Raw genomic sequence first — 22,756 nt, forward strand, 5'->3', positions numbered from 1 at the left:
CCTTTGCGGGCCGTCCTGTTCACGGCTTCACACGATTTACCGATACACCTGAAGGATCAACATGCGTTTTTTGAATCGCTGTACCGCATTCCTGCGGCACGAGCGCGCGCCCGTGCTCACGTCGATGCTCGTCCCCGTCCTGTTCGGCCTGCTCTCCGTGTGGCTGGGCCAGGACGAAAACTGGGACCTGCGCAATTACCACTGGTACAACCCGTATGCCTTGTTCAACGACCGGCTGCACGTCGACATGGCGGCCGGGAACTGGCAAAGCTATTTCAATCCGGCGATCGACGTCCCCTATTACCTGCTGAACCAGTGGCTGCCGGGCCGGGCCGTCGGGTTCGTGATGGGGTTCGTCCATGGACTCAACTTCATCCTGCTGCTGACGCTCGCACGGCTCATGCTGCCCCGGGACAAGGCCGACAACCGCCTGTGCATTCTGCTGGCCCTCGCGGGCATGTGCGGCCCCAGCTTCCTGTCGCAGGTCGGCAATACGATGGGCGACAACCTGAGCGCCCTGTTCATCCTGGCGTCGCTGTGCATCGTCATGCGCGGCTGGGACCGGTTGCAGGCCCTGTCGGACGGCGCCGTCGCCACGCTGCTGCTGGCGGGCGTCGTGATGGGACTGGGCGCCGGGCTGAAGCTCACCAATGCATCGTATGCGCTCGCGCTGTGCGTCGCGCTGCTGGCGGTGCCCGCCACGTTCGGACGCGGGATCGCGGCGGCGTTCACGTACGGGTGCGGCACGCTCGCCGGGGTCGCGATCGCGGCCGGGCCGTGGTGGTGGCGGATGTGGAAGACGTTCGGCAATCCGCTGTTCCCGCAATTTAACAGCATCTTCAAGAGTCCCCTGGCGCAGCAGGTCGCCGTCATGGACACCGATCACTTGCCGCACGGCGCGCTGGAAGCCCTGTTCTGGCCATTCGTGTTCAGCCGGGAATTCTCGCGCGTGTCGGAACTGCCGTTCAAGCAGGCGATCGTGCCGCTGCTGTACGCGCTGGCCCTCGCGTTCCTCGCGCGCTGGCTGTACGACACGGTGCGCGGCGGCGCGCCGGCGGAACGCCTGGCGCCGCGCGCGCGCTTCCTGCTGATCTTCGGCATCGTCGGCTATCTCGTGTGGCTGAAGCTGTTCAGCATCTACCGCTACCTGGTGCCCATCGAACTGCTGGGACCGCTGATGGTGTGGGTGCTGGTCCCGCGCCTGACCGGGCCGCGCGTCGGTCCGTATCTGGCGGGCGCCATGCTGCTGTTCACGTCGCTCTACGTCTACCCGTTCATCACGTGGGGGCATGCCGGCTGGGCCGAGAAGAGTTTCAGCGCGCAACTGCCGCCGATGGAACATCCGGAGTCGACGCTCGTCTTCACCGCGCACGGCGATCCGCCGATGGGCTGGGTCTCGACCTTCGTCCCGCGCGAAGTGCGCGTCATTTCGCTCGGCGCGGGCTTCCCCGAGTCGCCCGCCTACCTCGAGCGGATCCAGTCCGTGATCGCGAGCCGGCCCGGTCCACATTACGCGATGCTGGCCGCCGATCCCCGCGACCAGGTCGAGAAGGACGAGGCCGTGGTCAAGGCGGCCACGCAGAACCTGGCCCGCTATGGCTTGACGCTCGACCCCGCCGGCTGCAAGCGCTATCCGGCGGCGATCGGCAAGAGCCCGTCGCCGGTCCAGATGTGCCCGGTGACCGTCAACAAGTAAGACTCAGGCGGCGTCCGCCCCGGCACAGTAGGCGGCCATCGCCGCCAGTACGCCGGGGTCCTCGCCGACCGCGGGGACGGTGCGGAACGTCACCTGCGGATGGGTGGCGCGCAGCTGCTCCAGCAGCAGCGGCAGGTCGCGCAGCAGGTGGCCGCCCTGCCCCAGGAACACGGGGACGATGGTGATGTCGCGCGCGCCGAGCGCCACCTGGGCGCCCACTTCGTCCGGCAGGCTAGGCGTCATCAGTTCGAGGAACGCCAGCGACACCGCGCAATCCGGACGCTGCGCCGCGGTCAGGTCGCGCAGGCGCTGGAACGGCGCGGCCCAGGTGGCGGCACGGGCGCCGTGGGCGAACAATACGAGTGCTTTTTCCATCAGTGTCTCTCCACCCAGCGCAGGGCGCCGATCGCCAGCAGCAGGAATAGCAGGCTGGGCGCGGCCGCCGTCACGAAGGCCGGCCAGGTCGACAACATGCCCACGTGCGAAAACAACGAGTTAATCAACAGGAAGCTCACGCCGATCATGATGCCGATGAAGATCTTCAGGCTCACGCCGCCGCTGCGCGTGTGCAGGTAGCCGAACGGCAGCGCGAGCGCCATCAGCACGAAGATCGACAGCGGGTCGAACAGCTTCTTCCAGAATGCGATCTTGAAGCGCTCCGTCTCCTGGCGGTTTTCCGCGAGGTGGCGCGTGTACACGGCCAGCTCGTTCGCGGACATCCGCTCCGGATCGGAGCGCGACACCGACAGGATCTTCGGCGTGATCTCGGACACGAGGTCGAGGTTCGCCACCTTGCGCGTGGAAACGGACGCCGTGTCCTGGCCGTACGTGCTCTGGATGGTCTGGCCGGCCGGAATGGGCGTGCCCGGCGCGGGCAGTTCGCGGCTATTCGCAAACAGGGTCTCGGTGACGTCGTTCAGGCGCCAGGTGCCGTTGCCGCTGAACGTGGCGCTGGCGGCCGTGATCAGGGAGCGCATGCGCATGCTGTTGTCGAACTCGTACAGGCGCAGGTCGATCAGCTGGCCGTCCGGGCGGATCTGGCGCGCGTTGAAGAAACGCGACCCCGTCACGGGCCCCTTCACGCCGCCCGCATGGATCGTGTCCTTGGTCCACATGCCCGAGCGGAATTCGGCCGACACCGTCGCACCCTTCGCGGACAGGCGCACGCGTTCCGCGATCGGCGCCGTGCGTGGCGTGATCAATTCGCCGAACAGGAACGTGACGGCGACGAACAGCACGCCGATCTTCGCCAGGATGATGCCGGCCTGCTGCGTCGACATCGACGACGCCCGCATGATCGTGAATTCCGAACTCTGCGCGAACTGCGCCATCGTGTAGATGGTGCCGATCAGCGCGGCGACCGGCATCACCTCGTACACGTGGCCGGGCAGCAGGAGCAGCACGTACAGGATCGCGTGCTGCATCATGTAGCCGCCCTTGCCCACCGACGGCAGTTCCTGGGTCAGGTCCATGAAGGCGATGAGGCCCAGGAACGCCACGAGCACGAAGGCGACGGCCTGCGCGATGTTGACGAAGAAGTAGCGCTGCAGGATCTTCATTGCGCGCCCTCCTGCGTCACCGCACCGCCGCGCAGCAGGCGGCGCCGCTTGAGGGCGCCCAGCAGGGCGAGCGGATGCCACGGGTGGTTGACGTTCAGGCGCCACGCGAACAGCCCGGCCACGACCACGAGCGCGAACACGTGCAGCGGCCACCACGCCACGCCGAAGGCCATCTTTCCCTGCTTGACGCTGGCCTCGAACAGTTTCGACAGGTTGCTGTAGGTGAAAAAGATCAGCAGCGCGAGGATCAGGTTGGCGGAGCTGCCGGCGCGCGGATTGACGAAGCCGAGGGGGATCGCCAGCAGCATCAGCACGAGGCAGGAGATCGGCGCCGACACCCGGTACAGCAGTTCGGCGTTCGTGTAGCGGTTGTCCGGCAGCGCCAGCAGCGCCGGCGTGGACAAGGCGTCGGCCGGCGTCTCGGTGCCGATCACGGGCGCCTGGCTGGAGACGCGCATGCGGTAGCGCTCGAACTCCATCGACTGGAAATCGGCGCGTCCCGGCTTGCCCAGGTAGCGCCGGCCGTTCTTCAGCACGAGGTATTGCCCGCCCTTGCCGTCCGGTTCGATCACGCCTTCCTTGGCGACGACGATGGAATTGCCGTCGGCGTCGACGGAATTCACGAACACGTTCTGCACGACGGTCGCGCCGCTCGTGCTGCCTTCGACGAAGAACACGCGGTTCGTGGACGGCGATTCGCGGAACTGGCCGGGCGACACGCGCTTGAGGTCTTCGCGCTTCTCGAAGCGCTCGACGAATTCCGCGCTCTTCATCTTGGCCCACGGTGTCGCCACGAACGACAGCGCGGCGACGATCGCCACCATGGGCAGGCCGAACACGAGCACCGGCGGCACCCACCGCATCAGCGACTGGCCGGACGCGAACCACACGACCATTTCCGAGTCGCGATAGCTGCGCGTCACGGTGGCGATGACCGCGATAAAGCTGGTAAGAATGATGATTGTTGGCAGATAATTCAGCACCGAAAAGCCGATCAGCGCCAGCACGTCGCCCGAGGCGACCTTGCCGCCGGCGGCCTTGCCGAGGATGGAGATCAGGGTCCAGGTGACGAAGATCGTAAACAGGACCGTGAAGGTGGCACCGGCCACGCTGGCCAATTCACGCTGTAGGGCGCGTTGGAAAATCATTCGATAGTTATAATTGCTGGTTGGAAGGAACCCCGGGAACCGTCACAAGCGGGTGCCATTTGGAAGGTTCCTCGGACAGCACGCGCGTCAAAAACTCGAAACGGAGAATCAAATGGACTTTAGCATAAAAGCATTCGACACAAAAAACACGCTGGCCGCAGCCAAATCGGGCTGTGTGGCAGTCGCGGTGTTCGAAAACAAGAAACTGTCGGAGGCGGCGAAAGCCCTCGATCTGAACGGCGCGATCGGCGCCGCCGTCAAGTCGGGTGACATCTCCGGCAAGCCCGGCTCCACCCTGCTGCTGCGCGGCGTGGCCGGCGTGAGCGCTGCCCGCGTGCTGCTGGTCGGCATGGGCGCCGACGAAGCCGTGAGCGAGAAAAGCTTTGCCGGTGCCGTGACCGCTGCCCTGAAAACCTTCGCTTCGCTGGGCGCGCAGGATGCCATTATCGCATTCCCGCTGGAGAATGTGAAAGCCCGCGACCTGAACTGGGCGCTGAAGAACATCGTCATCGCCGCGAACGAAGCGGAATTCCGCACCGACGCGCAAAAGAGCAAGAAGGATCCGGCACCCACCGGCGTGCGCAAGCTGGCCATCGCCGTCCCGGCCGCGACGCCGCAGATCAAGGCCGTGCTGGCGCAGGCGCAGGCCGTCGCGAACGGCATGAACCTGACGAAGGAACTGGGCAACCTGTCGCCGAACGTCTGCACCCCGACCTACCTCGCGAACACGGCGAAGAAGCTGGCGGGCGACTACGGCTTCGACATCGAAGTCCTCGACCGCAAGCAGCTCGAAGCCCTCAAGATGGGCAGCTTCCTGTCCGTCACGCGCGGCAGCGAAGAGCCGCCGAAGTTCATCGTCCTGAAGCACAACGGCGGCAAGAAGAACGATGCGCCGGTGGTCCTCGTCGGCAAGGGCATCACGTTCGACACGGGCGGCATCTCGCTGAAGCCGGGTCCGAACATGGACGAGATGAAGTACGACATGTGCGGCGCCGGTTCGGTGCTGGGCACCTTCCGCGCCATCGGCGAGATGGGCCTGAAGCTGAACGTCGTCGGCATCGTGGCCGCGTGCGAGAACATGCCGTCGGGCCGCGCCACCAAGCCGGGCGACATCGTCACCGCGATGAACGGCACCACCATCGAGATCCTGAATACGGACGCCGAGGGCCGCCTGATCCTGTGCGACGCCCTGACCTATGCCGAGCGCTTCAAGCCGGCCGCCGTCGTCGACATCGCGACCCTGACGGGCGCCGTGATCGTCTCGCTGGGCCACCACACGTCGGGCGTGTTCACGCGCCACGACGACGCCCACGACGCCCTCGCCCAGGAACTGCTGGACGCCGGCAGGCAGGCGGGCGACCCGGCCTGGCGCCTGCCGATCGGCGAGCAGTACAACGAGCAGCTGAAGTCGAACTTCGCCGACCTGGCCAACATCGGCACGCCGGGCGGCGCATCGATCACGGCGGCCTGCTTCCTGGAGAACTTCACGCGCAACTACACGTGGGCGCACCTGGACATCGCCGGCACGGCGTGGAAATCGGGCGCGGCCAAGGGTGCGACCGGCCGTCCGGTGCCGCTGCTCACCACGTTCCTGCTGAACCGCGTGTAAGCGCTTTTCGCCCCGCGCACGACGGGCGCCCGCGGGCGCCCGTTTTTTATCCGGGCATCAGAACACGACGTTGCCGGGCGCCGCCGACTCCGCCGCCCCCGCGCGCGGCAGCGCGGGCCGCATCAGCACGGTGAGGGTGGACTGGTAGGCGACGCCGTTGCCGTCGTACGGATTGACGTAGCCGTCGCCCCCGGCGCTGACGATGATGTTGCCGATCAGCCGGTCGGTGTCGAAGAACGAGGTGGCGTGCGCGTCGGCGACTTCGCGCGCGCTGCCCGTGCCGTCGCGCGCGCAGTCGATCGTCAGGGGACTCCTGCTGCGCTCGACCGTGACCCGTGCGGGCGTCACGACGAACCAGCGCCCCGCCGCGTTGGACAACACGCAGCCGACACCCTTCACCTCGCGGTGGTCGAGGATGGTGTGAACTTCCAGCTGTTGCGTGGGGGTTTCGGCAGGCGCCGTCACGCAGCCGGCCATGGCGGTGCACAGCGCGCCGATGCAGGCGGTACGAAAAAAAATCAGGGACATGTCTTCACCGGGAATGCTTACCACCCGTTTACGGCGGCAATCGGAAAGACATGAGGCGAAGCGCATCCCAGGATCGCCGGGATGGCGTTGCTAAACCGCGGCCGGCACCGGGTCGATGGGCGCGAAGCGCGGCATGCGCTTCCCGTCCACGTCGACCAGTCCGAAAAATGCATCCCGCGGGCGGACCCAGGTCTTGCCGTCCTGCCCGCGATACACGATCACGGCCGTGTGGTCCGCCTCGAGGACAGCCTCGCAGACCACGTCGTACACACCGCCCTTGTAGTGGCGGTAGCGCATCAGGCCTTTTCTTCGGCCGTGGCGCGATTCCTCTTCTTGAGGTTCTGGATGACCTTGACGATGCCTTCGATGCCGGCGTTGTCATCCAGTTCGCTGAACGCGTCCAGCACCTCGTTGAGGACGCGATTGCGCACGCTCGCCTCGTCGGCCTGCATCTTCTGCGGCTGGTTCTCGGACGGCGCGAATTTCTGCGGCGCTTCGGCCGCGGTCTTTTGTCCGTGTGCCAGCGCGGCCTGCCAGATCAGCCAGCGGCGTTGGGTTTCGTACACGAGGTACTCTTCCGGCTTGTCTTCACGACGCCGGACAATGTGGCCATCGCGTTGGGCCCATGCTTCAAATGCTTGGCGCATTGTTGTCCTTTACAAAGCTGTGTGCAAATCCTGCTCTCGGATCCGCGATCGTACACACCTGCCTAAGCCGGCCGCTCGACCGACCACGGCAACCATCTGATCAATGCAACGGATTGCGATTGAATACTTGGTTCCAGAGCAATATGCCAATAGTACAACCAAAGTTGGCCTACTGCAATTTTTTTCTTTCGAGAAGGAGACAATACGTAAATGTCCCGTCTCTTGCTGTGATTGTTACATCTTGTCACAGTTCGGCGCAACTTTCCAGCGTCGTTACGATTTTTTACTCCACGGACAATAATTTTACGACATCTTTGTTGCAATCGAAACAAATAATGACAATCGTGTCATGGCTTCAGAGGCCAACTTATGTTGCAAGAATGATTCAAAGACACGATACTGCCCGGATTGTGCCGGACGGTCCGGCCTCCGCACCAAGATAGCCCATGAAAATCGCAACCTGGAACGTGAACTCGCTGAAAGTGCGGCTGCCGCACCTGCTCCAGTGGCTCGCCGCCAACCCCATCGACGTCCTCTGCATCCAGGAGACCAAGCTCACCGACGACAAATTCCCCGTCGCCGCGATCAACGAGGCCGGCTACGAAGTCGTGTTCAGCGGCCAGAAAACGTACAACGGCGTGGCGATTCTGTCGCGCCTCCCCATCGCCGACGTCGTGCGCAACAACCCGCATTACCAGGACGAGCAGCAGCGCCTGATCGCCGCCACCATCGGCGGCGTGCGTTTCATCTGCGCCTACGTGCCGAACGGCCAGGCCGTCGGCTCCGACAAATACGCCTACAAGATGGGCTGGCTGGCCGCGCTGCGCACCTGGGTCGGCGAGGAACTGAACATCCACGAACAGTTCGCGATCCTGGGCGACTACAACATCGCGCCCGAAGACCGCGACGTGCACGACCCGGAACTGTGGGCGGGCCAGATCCACTGCTCCGACCTGGAACGCGAGCAGCTGCGCGAACTGTGCGGCCTCGGTCTCGTCGACGCGTTCCGGTTATTCGAGCAGCCCGAGAAGCAGTACAGCTGGTGGGACTACCGCCAGATGGCGTTCCGCCGCAACCGCGGCCTGCGCATCGACCACATCCTGCTGTCGCAGACGCTCGCCAAGCGCTGCGAGGCGTGCGTCATCGACCGCGAACCGCGCAAGTGGGAGCAGCCGTCCGATCACACGCCGGTGATCGCGACGCTCCTTTAATCCAGCAGGGCCGGCACGGCAGCGGCATCCAGCGGCCGCGCGAACAGATAGCCCTGGGCATACTGGCACCCGTGCCGGCGCAGCAGCGCCAGCTGCGCGTCAGTCTCGACACCCTCCGCCACGACGGCCATGCCGAGGCTCCCCGCGAGCGCCATGATGGCCGCGACGATGGCCTGGTCCTCGCTGCTCGTCTCGAGGTCGCGCACGAAGGCACGGTCGATCTTGATCTTGCGGACCGGGAAGCGCTTCAGATACGCCAGGCTGGAATAGCCGGTGCCGAAATCGTCGATCGACAGGCGGATGCCCATGCGGTAGATCTGGCCCAGCGTCTCCGGCGTCTGGCCGCCGTGCTGCATCAGCGCCGTTTCCGTGATCTCGAATTCCAGCAGGCCCGGCTCGATGCCGGTGTCGTCGACGATGGCGCGGATCGACTGGATCAGGCCCCGGTGCATGAACTGGCGCGCGGACAGGTTCACCGCGAGCGGCAGCGCCGGCAGGCCCGCGCGCTGCCAGGCCATCGATTGTTCGCAGGCGCGCCGGATCACCCATTCGCCGACCGGCACGATCAGGCCGTTCTCTTCCAGGATCGGGATGAAGTCGTCGGGCGCCACGAGGCCCTGCTCCGGATGGCGCCAGCGCAGCAGCACTTCCAGGCCGTGCACGCGGCCGTCGCGTACGTCCACGATCGGCTGGTAGAACAGCACGAATTCCTCGCGCAGCAGCGCGCCGCGCAGGCGCGTCTCCATCTCGAAATGGCGCGCGGCCGCCGCGTTCATCGGCTCCGCGTAGAACTGGTAATTGTTGCGGCCCGCCGCCTTCGCGTAATACATCGCGGCGTCGGCCTTGCGCATCAGGCCCGCCGCATCATCGCCGTCGTCCGGGTACAGGCAGATGCCGATCGACGGCGAGATGTGCAGGCTGTGGCCTTCGAATTCGATGGGCGCCGCCAGCGCCGCGATGATCTTGTCGCCCACGAGGCCGCACTCCTCGGCCGCGCGCACGCCCGGCACCAGCACGACGAATTCGTCGCCGCCCAGGCGCGCGACGGTGTCGCTGGCGCGCACGACGCGGCACAGGCGCTGCGCCACTTCCTTCAGCAGGTGGTCGCCCGCCAGGTGGCCGAGGGAATCGTTGATGGTCTTGAAGCGGTCCAGGTCGATGAACAGCAGGGCCAGCTTCATGCCGTCGCGCCCGGCCGACAACAGCGCGCGGTCCAGGCGGTCGGACAGCAGCGCGCGGTTCGGCAGGCCCGTGAGCGCGTCGTGGTACGCCATGTGGTGCACGCGCGCCTCGGCCTGGCGCCGCTCGACGATCTCGGCCTGCAGCTCCGCCGTGCGTTCCTGCACGCGCACTTCGAGCTCGTCGCGCGCGCGGCGCAGCGCGTCCGCCGCCTCGCGCTGGGCGGTGACGTCGTCGATCAGCCAGACGCTGCGCCCGCCCCGGTCCGCCATGTCGAACGGGCGGCCCGACAGGCGCGCCCAGAAACGCTTGCCGTCGCGCCGCACCAGTTCGTACTCGGCCATGTGCACGCGGCCCGCCTCGAAATCGCGCCGCGTCTGCTCGCGCGCGGCGATCCAGCCCGCGTCGTCGGGATACAGCTCGCGCACCGGCAGTCCCTCGATGCTGCCGCCCTGGTGGCCGAACAATTCTTCCATCTTGCGGTTGCAATGGAGGGTCCGGCCCTTCTCGACGACCGCGATGCCCAGCACGGCGTTGTCGAGGATCGCCTGGTTTTCCAGCAGCGCGTTGCGCAGCGATTCCTCGGCCGCCTTCTGGCCGGTGCGGTCCTCGATCATCCAGATCATCGTGCCGGTGCCCAGTTCCTCGGGATTGACGGCGTAGCCGATCATGTTCACCCACATCCGCGTGCCGTCGCGGCGCACCATCGTCGTCTCGGTCTTGAACGAACCGCCCAGCGCCAGCACGCCGTACGCGGTGCGGCCCATTGCGTCGAACGCGACGTCGTCGGCATACAGCACGCGCGTCGAACGGCCCAGCACCTCGCCGGGGGAATAGCCGAACATCGAGCCGAAACAGTGGTTGTAGCGCGTGATGGTGCGGGCGCGCGTGAAGAAGATCCCGATCGTGGCATTGGTCATGATCGACTGGATCTCGGTGAACGCCTGGCGCGCTTCCGTGACGTCTTCCACGATCCACACGGTGCCGGCCTCGCGTGCGCTCATGTCGACGGCCTTGGCGCGGATGCGGCACCAGATCGTGCTGCCGTCGCGCCGCCGCAGCGGCACCTCGCTCTTTTCGAACAGGCTGCCGGCCGTCAGCACGACGACGGCCTCGCCGATGAACGCCTCGTACTGGGCGCGCGAGGCGAACACCCGGGCCGGGCTGTGGTTGATGAGTTCTTCCGGCGCATAGCCCAGCATCTCCGCCATGCGCGGATTGCACGACTTGACCAGGTCGGGCAACGTGACGGCAATGCCGACCGGCGCATGTTCGACGACCGCGGCCTGTTCCAGCAGGCGCCCGCGCAGCGCGGCCTGGCCGTCGCCGAACGTGAGCACGTCGCCGAAGACGAAGGTGGCGCCCTCCGGGGACAGTGGCTTCGCGCGTACCTCGACGGGCCGGCCGGTGGCGCCGTGTTCGATCAAACCGTCCCAGCGGCGTTCGCCGGACTGCGACAGGCGGATCTCGACCGCCATCGCCGCCGCCGTACGCGGGCAGAACAGCGACACCAGCGGCCGTCCCACCACGTCGCCGCCGGCCAGTTCGGCCAGCGCCGCGTTCGCGGCCCAGATGGTGCCCTCGCCGTCGCAGGCGCAGGCCGGCGCGGCGATCAATGCCAGTGCGTCGGCCACCAAGGCCGCTATGCTCGTTCCCCGATCCATCCCTCTGTCCCTAGCGCGCCTATTGACAAGGCGCTATGTCGATTTTTGGATGGATCATAGCCGAAAACCCACCTGATTTATCGTTCGGGAAAGATGAATTTCCGCGTGTGACGCGGCGCAGCAACGGTCTCAGAAGGCGTCGCCCGGCACGCGCACCCAACCTTCCATCAGCACGCGCGCGCTGCGGCTCATCACCGCCTTCGTGACGACCCAGCCGCCGTCCTCCTGCCGCGCCTCGGCGCCCACGCGCAAGGTGCCGGACGGATGGCCGAACCGCACCGCCTCGTGCGCCCTGCCGCCCGCGGCGAGGCTCACGAGCGTGCCCGGGATCGCGGCCGCCGTGCCGATCGCGACGGCCGCCGTGCCCATCATCGCATGGTGCAGCTTGCCCATCGACAGGGCGCGCACGAGCAGGTCGATGTCGCCCGCCTCGACCTGTTTGCCGCTCGACGCGGTATAGGCCGCCGGCGGCGCGACGAAGGCCACCTTCGGCGTGTGCTGGCGGCGCGCGGCTTCCTCGACGTGCGCGATCAGGCCCATGCGCATGGCGCCGTAGGCACGGATCGTCTCGAACATCGCCAGCGCCTTCGGGTCGCCGTTGACCGCATCCTGCAGCTCCGTGCCCGTGTAGCCGATGTCGGCGGCGTTCACGAAGACGGTCGGGATGCCGGCGTTGATCAGGGTCGCCTTCAGCGTGCCCACGCCGGGCACCTCGAGGTCGTCGACCAGGTTCCCGGTCGGGAACATCGCGCCGCCGCCCTCCCCTTCCTCGGCCGCGGGGTCCATGAATTCGAGTTGGACCTCGGCCGCCGGGAACGTGACGCCATCGAGCTCGAAGTCGCCCGTCTCCTGCACCTGCCCGTCCGCGATGGGCACGTGGGCGACGATCGTCTTGCCGATGTTGGCCTGCCAGATGCGCACGACGACGGTCCCGTTGTCGGGGATGCGCGCGGGATCGATGAAGCCGTTGGCGATGGCGTACGGGCCGATCGCGGCCGACAGGTTGCCGCAGTTGCCGCTCCAGTCGACGAACGGCTTGTCGATGGCGACCTGGCCGAACAGGTAGTCGACGTCGTGGCCGGGACGGGAGGACGGCGCGACGATCACGGTCTTGCTCGTGCTGGACGTGGCGCCGCCCATGCCGTCGATGTGCTTCGCGTACGGGTCGGGGCTGCCGATCACGCGCAGCAGGAATGTATCGCGCGCCTCGCCGGGGACCTGCGCCGCCTCGGGCAGGTCCTGCAGGCGGAAGAACACGCCTTTGCTCGTGCCGCCGCGCATGTAGACGGCGGGGATTTTGATTTGTGGTACGTGAGTCATGAGTGTTGTCCCTAGCCCGTCGTCCCCGCGAAAGCAGGGGCGACGGTGTTTTTATGCCGCGACTTTGGAAGACGCGAGGAAGTCCTGCGCAAACCGCTGCAGCACCCCACCCGCCTCGTAGATCGACACTTCTTCAGCCGTGTCGAGACGGCAGATCACCGGCACCTCGACCGTTTCGCCGCTGCGGCGATGGATGACCAGCGTGAGGGTCGCGCGCGGCGTGCGCGCGCCCACGACGTCGAACGTCTCCGTGCCGTCGATCCCGAGGGTGAGGCGCGTGGTGCCCGGCTGGAATTCCAGCGGCAGCACGCCCATGCCGACGAGGTTCGTGCGGTGGATGCGTTCGAAGCCTTCGGCCGCGATGGCTTCCACGCCCGCCAGGCGCACGCCCTTCGCGGCCCAGTCGCGCGACGAGCCCTGCCCATAATCGGCACCGGCGATCACGATCAGCGGCTGCTTGCGCTCCATGTACGTCTCGATCGCTTCCCACATGCGGGTCACGGTGCCTTCCGGCTCGATGCGCGCGAGCGAACCGGCACGCACACTGCCATCCGGGTTGCGCACCATCTCGTTCTTCAGGGTCGGATTCGCGAACGTGGCGCGCTGCGCCGTCAGGTGGTCGCCGCGGTGCGTCGCGTACGAATTGAAATCCTCTTCCGGCAGGCCCATCTTCGCGAGGTATTCACCCGCGGCGCTGTTCAGCATGATCGCGTTCGACGGCGACAGGTGGTCCGTCGTGATGTTGTCGCCCAGGACCGCCAGCGGACGCATGCCGGTCAAGGTACGCTCACCGGCGAGCGCGCCTTCCCAGTACGGCGGACGGCGGATGTAGGTGCTCATCGGGCGCCAGTCGTACAGCGGCGCCACGGCATCGTCACCGCCTTCGCGGCGCGCGAACATGATGTCGTACACCTTGCGGAACTGCTGCGGCTTCACGGCGCGCTCGACGACGGCGTCGATCTCCGCATCGCTCGGCCAGATGTCCGCGAGGCGCACCGGTTTGCCGTCGGCATCGATGCCCAGCACGTCCTTCTCGATGTCGAAGCGGATCGTGCCCGCGATGGCGTACGCGACGACGAGCGCCGGCGACGCGAGGAACGCCTGCTTCGCATACGGGTGGATGCGGCCGTCGAAATTGCGGTTGCCCGACAGGACCGCGGTCGCGTACAGGTCGCGCTCGACGATCTCCTGCTGGATCGCCGGGTCCAGCGCACCGGACATGCCGTTGCAGGTGGTGCACGCGAAGGCGACCACGCCGAAGCCCAGCTTTTCGAGTTCCGGCAACAGCCCCGCTTCCTCCAGGTACAGCGGCACGGCCTTGGAGCCCGGCGCGAGCGACGACTTCACCCACGGCTTGCGCGTGAGCCCGCGCGCGTTCGCGTTGCGCGCGATGAGACCTGCGGCCACCATGTTGCGCGGGTTGTTCGTGTTCGTGCAGCTCGTGATGGCGGCGATGATGACCGCGCCGTCGGGCATCTTGCCCGGCTCGTTCTCGACCTTGCCCGTGATGCCGTGCTGCGCCAGCTCCGCCGTCGCCACGCGCTTGTGCGGGTTCGACGGGCCGGCGATGTTGCGCACGACGGTCGACAAATCGAAATGGAGCGTCCGTTCGTACTGCGCGTTCTCGAGCGTGTCCGCCCACAGGCCCGTTTCCTTCGCATACAGCTCGACCAGTTTGACCAGGTCGTCGTCGCGGCCCGTCAGCTTCAGGTACTTGATGGTCTGCTCGTCGATGGCGAACATTGCCGCGGTCGCGCCGTATTCCGGCGCCATGTTGGAAATCGTCGCGCGGTCGCCCAGCGTGAGATTCGCGGCGCCCTCGCCATGGAACTCGAGATAGGCCGAGACGACTTTCGACTTGCGCAGGAATTCCGTCAGCGCCAGTACGATGTCGGTCGCCGTGATGCCGGGCCCCGGCTTGCCGGTCAGCTCGACGCCGACGATGTCCGGCAGGCGCATGTACGACGCGCGGCCCAGCATGACGCTTTCCGCTTCCAGGCCGCCGACCCCGATCGCGATGACGCCCAGCGCATCGACCATCGGCGTGTGCGAGTCGGTGCCGACGAGCGTGTCGGGGAATGCCACGCCATCCTTCACCTGCACAACGGGGCTCATGCGCTCCAGGTTGATCTGGTGGAGGATGCCGTTCCCCGGCGGGATCACGTCGACGTTCTCGAACGCCTTGCGGGTCCATTCGATGAAGTCGAAGCGGTCTTCGTTGCGGCGGTCCTCGATGGCGCGGTTCTTCGCGAACGCGTCCGGATCGAAGCCGCCGCATTCGACGGCGAGCGAGTGGTCGACGACGAGCTGCGTCGGCACGACCGGATTCACGAGCGCGGGATTGCCGCCCTCCTGCGCGATGGCGTCGCGCAGGCCGGCCAGGTCGACGAGGGCCGTCTGGCCGAGGATGTCGTGACACACGACGCGCGCGGGGAACCACGGGAAATCGAGGTCGCGCTTGCGCTCGATGATCTGCTTCAGCGACGGCACCAGTGCGACGGGATCGCAGCGGCGCACGAGGTTTTCGGCCAGCACGCGCGAGGTGTACGGGAGCGTGTCCCAGGCGCCGGGCTGGATCTCCTCGACCGCGGCGCGCGCGTCGAAGTAATGCAGGTTCGTGCCGTGCAGGGGCTTGCGATAATGGCTGTTCATTTTGCGACTCCGTAGTCCGCGGCCCTTGCATTGTCTTCCCCGCGAAGGCGGGGATCCAGTTTCAGTCCGCCGGTACGCGACGTAATTGGGTTCCCGCCTGCGCGGGAACGACGGTGTTCGGGCCGCATGTATGTTTACTTGCGCTCGGCCAGCGGCACGAAGGTCAGGTCTTCCGGACCGACGTAGTTCGCGCTCGGGCGGATGATCTTGTTGTCGATGCGCTGCTCGATGACGTGTGCCGACCAGCCGGACGTGCGCGAGATGACGAACAGCGGCGTGAACATCGCCGTCGGCACGCCCATCATGTGGTACGAGACGGCCGAGAACCAGTCGAGGTTCGGGAACATCTTTTTCACTTCCCACATCACGGATTCGAGGCGCTCGGCGATGTCGAACATCTTCATCGAGCCGGCGCTTTGCGACAGCGTGCGCGCCACTTCCTTGATCACCTTGTTGCGGGGGTCGGAAATCGTGTAGACCGGGTGGCCGAAGCCGATGACGACTTCCTTGTTCGCCACGCGGTTGCGGATGTCGGCTTCCGCCTCGTCCGCGTTCTCGTAGCGCTTCTGGATGTCGAGCGCCACTTCGTTGGCGCCGCCGTGCTTCGGACCGCGCAGCGCGCCGATCGCGCCCGTGATCGCGGAATAGATGTCGGAACCGGTGCCGGCGATGACGCGGCCGGTGAACGTCGACGCGTTGAACTCGTGTTCCGCGTACAGGATCAGGGACGTGTGCATCGCCTTGACCCACTCGTCCGACGGCTTGAAGCCGTGCAGCAGGTGCAGGAAGTGGCCGCCGATCGAATCGTCATCGGTCTCCACGTCGATGCGCTTGCCGTTGTGGCTGTAGTGGTACCAGTACAGCAGCATCGAGCCGAACGACGCCATCAGGCGGTCCGCGATGTCGCGCGCGCCGGCGATGTTGTGGTCGTCCTTTTCCGGCAGCACGCAGCCCAGCACCGACGCGCCCGTGCGCATCACGTCCATCGGATGCGCGCCGGCGGGCAGCGCTTCCAGCGCGGCCTTCACGGCGTGCGGCAGGCCGCGCAGCGATTTCAGCTTGGCCTTGTAGCCGCGCAGCTCCGCCTCGTTCGGCAGCTTGCCGTGCACGAGCAGGTAGGCGATTTCCTCGAACTCGCTGTTGCCCGCCACGTCCAGGATGTCGTAGCCGCGGTAGTGCAGGTCGTTGCCGGAGCGGCCCACGGAGCACAGGGCCGTATTGCCGGCGGCGACGCCGGACAGCGCGACGGATTTCTTCGGTTTGAAGGTGGGCGTATCGGTCTTCACGTCGGTCATTTGCGTCTCCTTTATTTGGATTTATTCTGGGCGAACAGCGCGTCGAGCTTCTGTTCGTAGCTGTGGTAATCGATGCGCTCGTACAGTTCGGCGCGGGTCTGCATGGTGTCGACGACGTTCTTCTGCGTGCCGTCGCGGCGGATGGCTTCATAGACGTTTTCCGCGGCCTTGTTCATCGCGCGGAACGCGGACAGCGGGTACAGCACGATGTCGACGTCGGCGCCGCGCAGCTCGTCCACGGTGAACAGCGGCGTCGCGCCGAATTCCGTGATGTTCGCGAGGATCGGCACCTTGACCGCTTTCTTGAACTGCGCGTACATCTCCAGGCTCGTGATGGCTTCCGGGAAGATCATGTCGGCGCCCGCCTCCACGCACGCGACCGCGCGCTCGACGGCTTTGTCCAGACCCTCGACGGCCAGCGCGTCCGTGCGCGCCATGATGACGAAGTCGTCGTCCGTGCGCGCGTCGACGGCGGCCTTCACGCGGTCGACCATCTCGCCCTGGGTGACGATTTCCTTGCCCGGACGGTGGCCGCAGCGCTTGGCGCCGACCTGGTCCTCGATGTGGCAGGCGCCCGCGCCGGCCTTGATCAGCGAGCGGACGGTGCGCGCGACGTTGAACGCCGATGAACCGAAACCGGTGTCGATGTCGACGAGCAGCGGCAGGTCGCACACGTCGGTGATGCGGCGCACGTCGATCAGCACGTCTTCGAGACCGGAGATGCCGAGGTCCGGCAGACCCAGCGATCCGGCCGCGACGCCGCCGCCCGACAGGTAGATCGCACGGTAGCCGGCCCGCTTGGCGAGCAGCGCGTGGTTGGCGTTGATGGCGCCGATGACCTGCAGTGGATGTTCTTCCTGGACGGCCTGGCGGAATTTGGCGCCGGCGGATTGTTGGCTCATGTCCTACCCTTTCATGATGCGTTCTGTGATGGTGGCCTATGGGTTTGCAAGGACCGTGCCACTTACGCGGCAACGCAGACAGCCCGGATATTCAAGGGGTTGGGTGGTTCGCCCGGTCATGACACGTTTCATCGCGTTTCAAAATGAAACAACGTTGACACATCGAAGGAAACTGAACACACTGCGCGCGACCCGCCACCACCACATCGACAAACACGAGGACCACCATGTCAAAACGCTCATCCAGGCTGTGCGCCGCGCTGCTGGCCGGCCTGTCCATCACCACGTCCGCCGCCGCTGCCGGCCCGGACAGCCGCGCGGAAGCGGTGAACATCATCGCCGGCATGCGCCGCATCGTCACGCCGCAAGGCATCGAACAGACGCGCGCAGTACGCATCGGCGGCATAGCCCAATGGATCAGCGTGCGCGGCACGGACCGGCGCAATCCCGTGCTGCTGTTCCTGCACGGCGGCCCGGGCTATGTCGCGATGCCGACGAGCTGGTATTTCCAGCGCGGCTGGGAAGAATATTTCACGGTCGTGCAATGGGACCAGCGCGGCGCCGGCAAGACGTATGCCGCCAACGACCCGGCGCAGATCGCCCCCACGATGACGCGCGCCCGGATGCTGGCCGACGCCGAAGAGATGGTCGCGTTCCTGCGCAAGGAATTCGGCAAGGACCGCATCTTCGTGCTGGGCCACTCGTGGGGGTCGTCGCTCGGCATCCAGCTCGCGCAACGCCATCCGGACTGGCTGCACGCGTACATCGGCATCGGACAGGTCACGGATGCGATGGAATCCGAACGGCGCGGCTGGCGGTACACGATGGACGCGGCGCGCAAGGAAGACAACCAGGACGCGATCCGCGAACTGGCCTCGATCGCGCCGTACGCCGCGCCGGGCAAGCCGCTCGTGCTGAAGGATCTGTACCTGCAACGCAAATGGCTCGCGCGCTACGGCGGCGCCGTCTACGGCCGGACAGGGTTCGACGCCGAATCGGCGGCCGCGAAGCTGGCGCCGGAATACACGGATGCCGACCTGAAGACCATGTGGGACGGTACGGAGTTCTCGTCCAGCCGCATGCTGACGGACGTGCTCGCGCAGGACTTCAGCGTCTACACCAACTTCCGCTGCCCCATCGTGATCTTCAACGGCCGCCACGACTACAACGTGTCGGCATCGGCCACGGCGGAATGGTTCGACAAGGTGAAGGCGCCGGCCAAGCAGCTCGTGTGGTTCGAGGACTCGGCGCACGAGATCTTCAACGAGGAGCCGGGCAAGACGCTGGTCTCGCTCGTGAAGTATGCGCGGCCGTTCGCCGAGAAGGCCGGCGACGTGGCGCCGTGAACGAAAAAACCCGCACGCGGGTGCGTGCGGGTTCGTGAGACAGCAGCCGTAGGGCGGGCATTTGGGGCCGGGGCCCCAAATGAGGCGTGCCCACGTTTACATCAGTGTGCCGATGCCGCTGCGGCGCCGATACCGGTTTCCGAACGCACTTCCTGTGCTTCGTAGCCGGCCTTGTCGATGGCGGCACGCGGGCTCTTGTCGGTGACCGAGAACAGCCACACGCCGACGAAGCCGACGGTCATCGAGAACAGCGCCGGCGACGTGTACGGGAAGATCTCGTGCGCATTGTGGAAGACGTCGACCCACACGGACTTCGACAGCAGCGTCAGGATGACGGCGGTTCCCAGGCCCAGGAAGCCGCCCACGGTCGCGCCGCGGGTGGTGCACTTGCTCCACAGGACGGACATGAACAGCACCGGGAAGTTGGCCGAGGCCGCGATCGCGAAGGCCAGCGAAACCATGAAGGCCACGTTGATCTTCTCGAACACGATACCCAGCAGCACGGCGGCAATGCCCAGGAAGACCGTCGTGATCCGCGACACGCGCAGTTCGCTGCCCGGGGCCGGCTGGCCCTTCTTGACCACGGTGGCGTACAGGTCGTGCGACACGGCCGAGGCGCCGGACAGGGTCAGGCCCGCCACGACGGCCAGGATCGTTGCGAACGCGACGGCCGAGATGAAGCCGAGGAACACGTCGCCGCCGACGGCGTTGGCGAGGTGCACGGCCGCCATGTTGTTACCGCCCAGCAGCTTGCCGGCAGCGTCCTTGAACGCCGGGTTCGTACCGACCAGCACGATCGCGCCGAAGCCGATGATGAAGGTCAGGATGTAGAAGTAGCCGATCCAGGTGGTTGCCCACAGCACCGACTTGCGCGCTTCCTTGGCGCTCGGGACCGTGAAGAAACGCATCAGGATGTGCGGCAGGCCGGCGGTACCGAACATCAGGGCCATGCCGAACGAGATGCCGGAAATCGGATCCTTGATGAAGCCGCCCGGACCCATGATCGCATCCTTCTTGCTGTGCACTTCGACGGCCTTGGCGAACAGCGCTTCCGGGCTGAAGTTGTACAGGGCCAGCACGGAGAACGCCATGAACGTGGCGCCGCCCAGCAGCATCACGGCCTTGATGATCTGCACCCAGGTCGTGGCGGTCATGCCGCCGAACAGCACGTAGACCATCATCAGCGCGCCCACGATCACGACGGCGATCCAGTAGTCCAGGCCGAACAGCAGCTTGATCAGCTGGCCGGCGCCGACCATCTGCGCGATCAGGTAGAACAGCACGGTGACGAGCGTGCCGGAGGCCGCGAACATGCGGACCGGCTTCTGCGCGAAGCGGTAGGCGGCCACGTCGGCGAACGTGAAGCGGCCCAGGTTACGCAGGCGCTCGGCCATCAGGAACGTGATGACGGGCCAGCCGACGAGGAAGCCGATCGCATAGATCAGGCCGTCGAAGCCGTTGGCGAACACGGCCGCGGAAATGCCCAGGAACGATGCTGCCGACATGTAGTCGCCGGCGATCGCCAGGCCGTTCTGGAAGCCGGTGATGCCACCGCCGGCCGTGTAGAAGTCGGAGGCGGAACGGGTGCGCTTGGCGGCCCACTTCGTGATGAACAGGGTGAAGATCACGAACCCGACGAACATGATGATCGCGGTCCAGTTGGTGGGCTGTTTCTGTGCCTGGCCCAGGTCGGGCGCGGCGATGACGGCGCCGGTGGCGGCCAGCAGCGCGGCGGCGGCGGCGCTCTTCATGAGGGACGTGTTCTTCATGCGCGCACCTTGTCCTTGCCCGAAGCGGCGTTACGCTGGATGGCGTCGGTCAGCGCGTCGAACTCGCTGTTGGCGCGGCGCACGTAGATGCCGGTGACCGCGACGGTGAACAGGATCACGAACAGACCCAGCGGCACGCCCCACGACATGACGCCGGCACCGATCTTCGAGGCCATGAACTGCTTGTCGAAGGCGTTGAGCAGCGTGAAGCCGTAATACACGATCATCACGGCCCAGGTCAGCAACCAGCCGTAGCTGGAGCGCGATTTGACGAGCTTTTGGTAATTCGGGTCTGCTTTGACCCGCTGGACGATGTCATCTTCCACTTTTGTCTCCAATCTTCTAGTAATGCGCCGCTCAGGTTGACGGGCTGGTATCGATCCTAAGTGGGCCGCCTTACCCGATTCTTACGGCTCGCCGAAATGTTTGCGCCCAACCGTTTCAGCGTGAAACCGCGTTGAAACGTGCGTTGCACATTCATGTACACTTGCAACATGAGTTACCCGACCCGTCCCGCGCCCGCGCCGGACCAGGGCCCCGGCAAGCCCGTCATCTGGACGGTCTCCGTGTCGCGCCTGTCCGACCTGTTCCGCCACATCACGCCGGAATACGACCACCTGGCCCAGATCGAACCACTGCACCTGGGCTTCGACGAGGCCGCGCGCCACATCCGGGAACGCATGGCGACGGAACACTGCGACGTCGTGATCGCGGCCGGCTCCAATGCCGCCTACCTGAAAGGACGCGTGTCGGTGCCGGTCGTCGTCGCGACGGCGAGCGGCTTCGACGTCATGCAGGCCCTCGCGCGCGCGCGGCGCATGTCGGCGCGCATCGGCCTCGTCCACTACCAGCGTCCCGTGGCGGAACTGGCCGAGTTCGCGGCCACGTTCGGCCTCGCCGTCGAACAGCGCACGTACGTCACGGAAGACGACGCGCGCGCCAGTATCGCCGAGTTGAAAGCCGCGGGCGTCGAGGTGATCGTGGGGGCCGGCCTGATCACCGACCTGGCCGAGGAAGCGGGCCTCAAGACGGTGTTCGTGTACTCGCTGGAGTCCATCCGGCGCGCGTTCGACGACGCCCTCGAGATGGCGCGCCTGACCCGTCTCGAAAGCGGACGCGGACGGCGCGTGGCCGCCACCGACAGCCGGCGCGCGCGCCGCGGCCTGGCCGACCTGCGCGGAGACTCCGCCGCGATGGAGCGGCTGCGCCAGACCGTCGTGCTGTACGCGCGTTCGCCGGCGACGGTGCTGATCCAGGGCGAGACGGGCAGCGGCAAGGAACTCGTCGCCCAGGCCATCCACCGCGAAAGTCCGCGGCGCGGCGCGAACCGGCCGTTCATCGCCGTCAACTGCGGTGCCATCGCCGAGTCGCTGCTGGAATCGGAACTGTTCGGCCACGAGGAAGGCGCGTTCACGGGCGCGCGCCGCGGCGGCCACGCGGGCCTGTTCGAGGCGGCGGACGGCGGCACGCTGTTCCTCGACGAAATCGGCGAAATGCCGCTCGCGCTGCAGACCCGCCTGCTGCGCGTGCTCGAGGAACGCGAAGTGATGCGCGTGGGCGGCACGCGCCCCGTGCCCATCGACGTGCGCGTCATCAGCGCGACGCACTGCGACCTGGAAGCGAGAGTCCGCGAGGGGCGCTTCCGCGCCGACCTGTTCTATCGCCTGGCCGTGTTGCGCCTGTCCCTGCCCCCGCTGCGCGCCCGCCCGGAGGACGTCCCGCAACTGGCCGAGTGGGCACTGAAGAACGCCCTCGCCGCGCTGAGCGCCCGGCCGCATCCGAACCTGGCGGCCGAGATCGCGGCGTGCGCCCCGCTGTTGCAGGCCTATGCCTGGCCGGGCAACGTGCGCGAACTGCGCAACCTGATGGAACGCCTGGCGCTGTTCCTCGCCGCCGAGCCGCTGCAGGCGCTGACGCCCGCGTTTTTATTGTCGGTGGCGCCGGAGCTGGGGACGCTGCCGGCGGTTCCCGCGCTGGCACCGCCGATGCAGACACAGGTCCAGGTCCAGGAAAGCCTGGCCGACGTCCTGGCCCGCTTCGACGGCCAGCGCGACGCGGCCGCGCGCTACCTCGGGATCAGCCGGACGACGTTGTGGCGCCGGCTGAAGGCGGGAAATTAGGTCGTCGCCCCCGCGCAGGCGGAGGCCCAATCTTGCAAGCGCTGCCGCGACACGCGCAAAATCGGTCCCCGCCTCCGCGGGGACGACGTTCCGATGGCAACACAGTTTCAC

Annotated in this window: 18 protein-coding genes; 5 read left to right on the forward strand and 13 right to left on the reverse strand. The window is 66.5% G+C overall.

The window, feature by feature from the left end:
• Positions 1 to 61 precede the first annotated feature (61 nt).
• Positions 62 to 1,696, forward strand: a complete 1,635-nt coding sequence (locus ACEN9H_RS21665) for a hypothetical protein (RefSeq protein ID WP_413672033.1) — start codon at positions 62 to 64, stop codon at positions 1,694 to 1,696.
• 3 nt (positions 1,697 to 1,699) lie between these two features.
• Here the strand turns inward: ACEN9H_RS21665 and ACEN9H_RS21670 are convergent, their stop codons facing one another.
• Genes ACEN9H_RS21670 through lptF form a run of 3 tightly spaced genes read right to left on the reverse strand, consistent with a single transcriptional unit; the run spans position 1,700 to position 4,403 of the window.
• The gene (locus ACEN9H_RS21670; protein WP_056127138.1) at positions 1,700 to 2,071 is read right to left on the reverse strand and encodes a sirohydrochlorin chelatase; all 372 of its coding nucleotides are present in this window, start codon (positions 2,069 to 2,071) and stop codon (positions 1,700 to 1,702) included.
• Complete coding sequence (gene lptG / locus ACEN9H_RS21675) at positions 2,071 to 3,255, reverse strand: LPS export ABC transporter permease LptG (protein ID WP_056127136.1); 1,185 nt, start codon at positions 3,253 to 3,255, stop codon at positions 2,071 to 2,073. Before lptG ends, ACEN9H_RS21670 begins: the two co-directional genes overlap by 1 nt.
• Positions 3,252 to 4,403 (reverse strand): LPS export ABC transporter permease LptF, encoded by a 1,152-nt coding sequence (lptF, locus tag ACEN9H_RS21680; protein WP_056127134.1) that lies wholly within the window; start codon positions 4,401 to 4,403, stop codon positions 3,252 to 3,254. Before lptF ends, lptG begins: the two co-directional genes overlap by 4 nt.
• Before the next feature lie 112 nt (positions 4,404 to 4,515).
• On the opposite strand from lptF, the gene ACEN9H_RS21685 reads away from it, so the two are divergent.
• Positions 4,516 to 6,012, forward strand: a complete 1,497-nt coding sequence (locus ACEN9H_RS21685; RefSeq protein WP_056127132.1) for a leucyl aminopeptidase — start codon at positions 4,516 to 4,518, stop codon at positions 6,010 to 6,012.
• A 57-nt stretch (positions 6,013 to 6,069) separates the two neighbouring features.
• On the opposite strand, the gene ACEN9H_RS21690 is transcribed toward ACEN9H_RS21685, so the two are convergent.
• The 3 genes from ACEN9H_RS21690 to ACEN9H_RS21700 form a co-directional block, all read right to left on the reverse strand.
• Positions 6,070 to 6,540 (reverse strand): hypothetical protein, encoded by a 471-nt coding sequence (locus ACEN9H_RS21690; protein WP_413672034.1) that lies wholly within the window; start codon positions 6,538 to 6,540, stop codon positions 6,070 to 6,072.
• Positions 6,541 to 6,630: 90 nt separating this feature from the next.
• Positions 6,631 to 6,837 (reverse strand): DUF1653 domain-containing protein, encoded by a 207-nt coding sequence (locus ACEN9H_RS21695; protein ID WP_413672035.1) that lies wholly within the window; start codon positions 6,835 to 6,837, stop codon positions 6,631 to 6,633.
• Complete coding sequence (locus ACEN9H_RS21700) at positions 6,837 to 7,187, reverse strand: hypothetical protein (RefSeq protein WP_056127129.1); 351 nt, start codon at positions 7,185 to 7,187, stop codon at positions 6,837 to 6,839. Before ACEN9H_RS21700 ends, ACEN9H_RS21695 begins: the two co-directional genes overlap by 1 nt.
• 446 nt (positions 7,188 to 7,633) lie before the next feature.
• On the opposite strand from ACEN9H_RS21700, the gene xth reads away from it, so the two are divergent.
• The gene (xth, locus tag ACEN9H_RS21705; RefSeq protein WP_413672036.1) at positions 7,634 to 8,398 is read left to right on the forward strand and encodes an exodeoxyribonuclease III; all 765 of its coding nucleotides are present in this window, start codon (positions 7,634 to 7,636) and stop codon (positions 8,396 to 8,398) included.
• Here the strand turns inward: xth and ACEN9H_RS21710 are convergent.
• The 5 genes from ACEN9H_RS21710 to prpB all read right to left on the reverse strand — a co-directional run bounded on the left by ACEN9H_RS21710 (position 8,395) and on the right by prpB (position 17,410).
• Positions 8,395 to 11,211 (reverse strand): EAL domain-containing protein, encoded by a 2,817-nt coding sequence (locus ACEN9H_RS21710; protein ID WP_413675620.1) that lies wholly within the window; start codon positions 11,209 to 11,211, stop codon positions 8,395 to 8,397. The two genes, xth and ACEN9H_RS21710, sit on opposite strands and share 4 nt — an antisense overlap.
• A gap of 159 nt (positions 11,212 to 11,370) precedes the next feature.
• A complete protein-coding gene (prpF, locus tag ACEN9H_RS21715; protein ID WP_413672037.1) occupies positions 11,371 to 12,561 on the reverse strand; it encodes a 2-methylaconitate cis-trans isomerase PrpF in 1,191 nt (396 codons plus the stop codon).
• A 51-nt stretch (positions 12,562 to 12,612) separates the two neighbouring features.
• Positions 12,613 to 15,213: a Fe/S-dependent 2-methylisocitrate dehydratase AcnD gene (acnD, locus tag ACEN9H_RS21720; protein WP_413672038.1), complete on the reverse strand. Its 2,601-nt coding sequence runs from the start codon at positions 15,211 to 15,213 to the stop codon at positions 12,613 to 12,615.
• 134 nt (positions 15,214 to 15,347) lie between these two features.
• On the reverse strand, positions 15,348 to 16,508 hold the full coding sequence (gene prpC, locus ACEN9H_RS21725; protein ID WP_413672039.1) for a 2-methylcitrate synthase: 1,161 nt from the start codon (positions 16,506 to 16,508) through the stop codon (positions 15,348 to 15,350).
• A gap of 11 nt (positions 16,509 to 16,519) precedes the next feature.
• Complete coding sequence (gene prpB, locus ACEN9H_RS21730) at positions 16,520 to 17,410, reverse strand: methylisocitrate lyase (RefSeq protein ID WP_413672040.1); 891 nt, start codon at positions 17,408 to 17,410, stop codon at positions 16,520 to 16,522.
• Between the two features lie 227 nt (positions 17,411 to 17,637).
• Between prpB and ACEN9H_RS21735 the strand changes: the two genes are divergently transcribed.
• Positions 17,638 to 18,756, forward strand: coding sequence for an alpha/beta hydrolase (locus tag ACEN9H_RS21735; protein WP_413672041.1), 1,119 nt, complete (start codon positions 17,638 to 17,640; stop codon positions 18,754 to 18,756).
• Positions 18,757 to 18,857: 101 nt separating this feature from the next.
• Here ACEN9H_RS21735 and ACEN9H_RS21740 read toward each other — a convergent pair whose 3' ends face one another.
• Complete coding sequence (locus tag ACEN9H_RS21740; RefSeq protein ID WP_413672042.1) at positions 18,858 to 20,525, reverse strand: cation acetate symporter; 1,668 nt, start codon at positions 20,523 to 20,525, stop codon at positions 18,858 to 18,860.
• Entirely contained in the window at positions 20,522 to 20,851 is a 330-nt protein-coding gene (locus ACEN9H_RS21745; RefSeq protein WP_056127114.1) for a DUF485 domain-containing protein, read from the reverse strand. The genes ACEN9H_RS21740 and ACEN9H_RS21745 overlap by 4 nt, the downstream gene beginning before the upstream one ends.
• A gap of 168 nt (positions 20,852 to 21,019) precedes the next feature.
• Between ACEN9H_RS21745 and prpR the strand changes: the two genes are divergently transcribed.
• Positions 21,020 to 22,645 carry a propionate catabolism operon regulatory protein PrpR gene (gene prpR, locus ACEN9H_RS21750; RefSeq protein ID WP_413672043.1) on the forward strand — a complete coding sequence of 542 codons (1,626 nt, stop codon included), beginning with the start codon at positions 21,020 to 21,022 and terminating at the stop codon, positions 22,643 to 22,645.
• Positions 22,646 to 22,756 lie beyond the last annotated feature (111 nt).

Source organism: Massilia cellulosiltytica (assembly GCF_047325105.1).
GTDB lineage: Bacteria > Pseudomonadota > Gammaproteobacteria > Burkholderiales > Burkholderiaceae_D > Telluria > Telluria orientalis.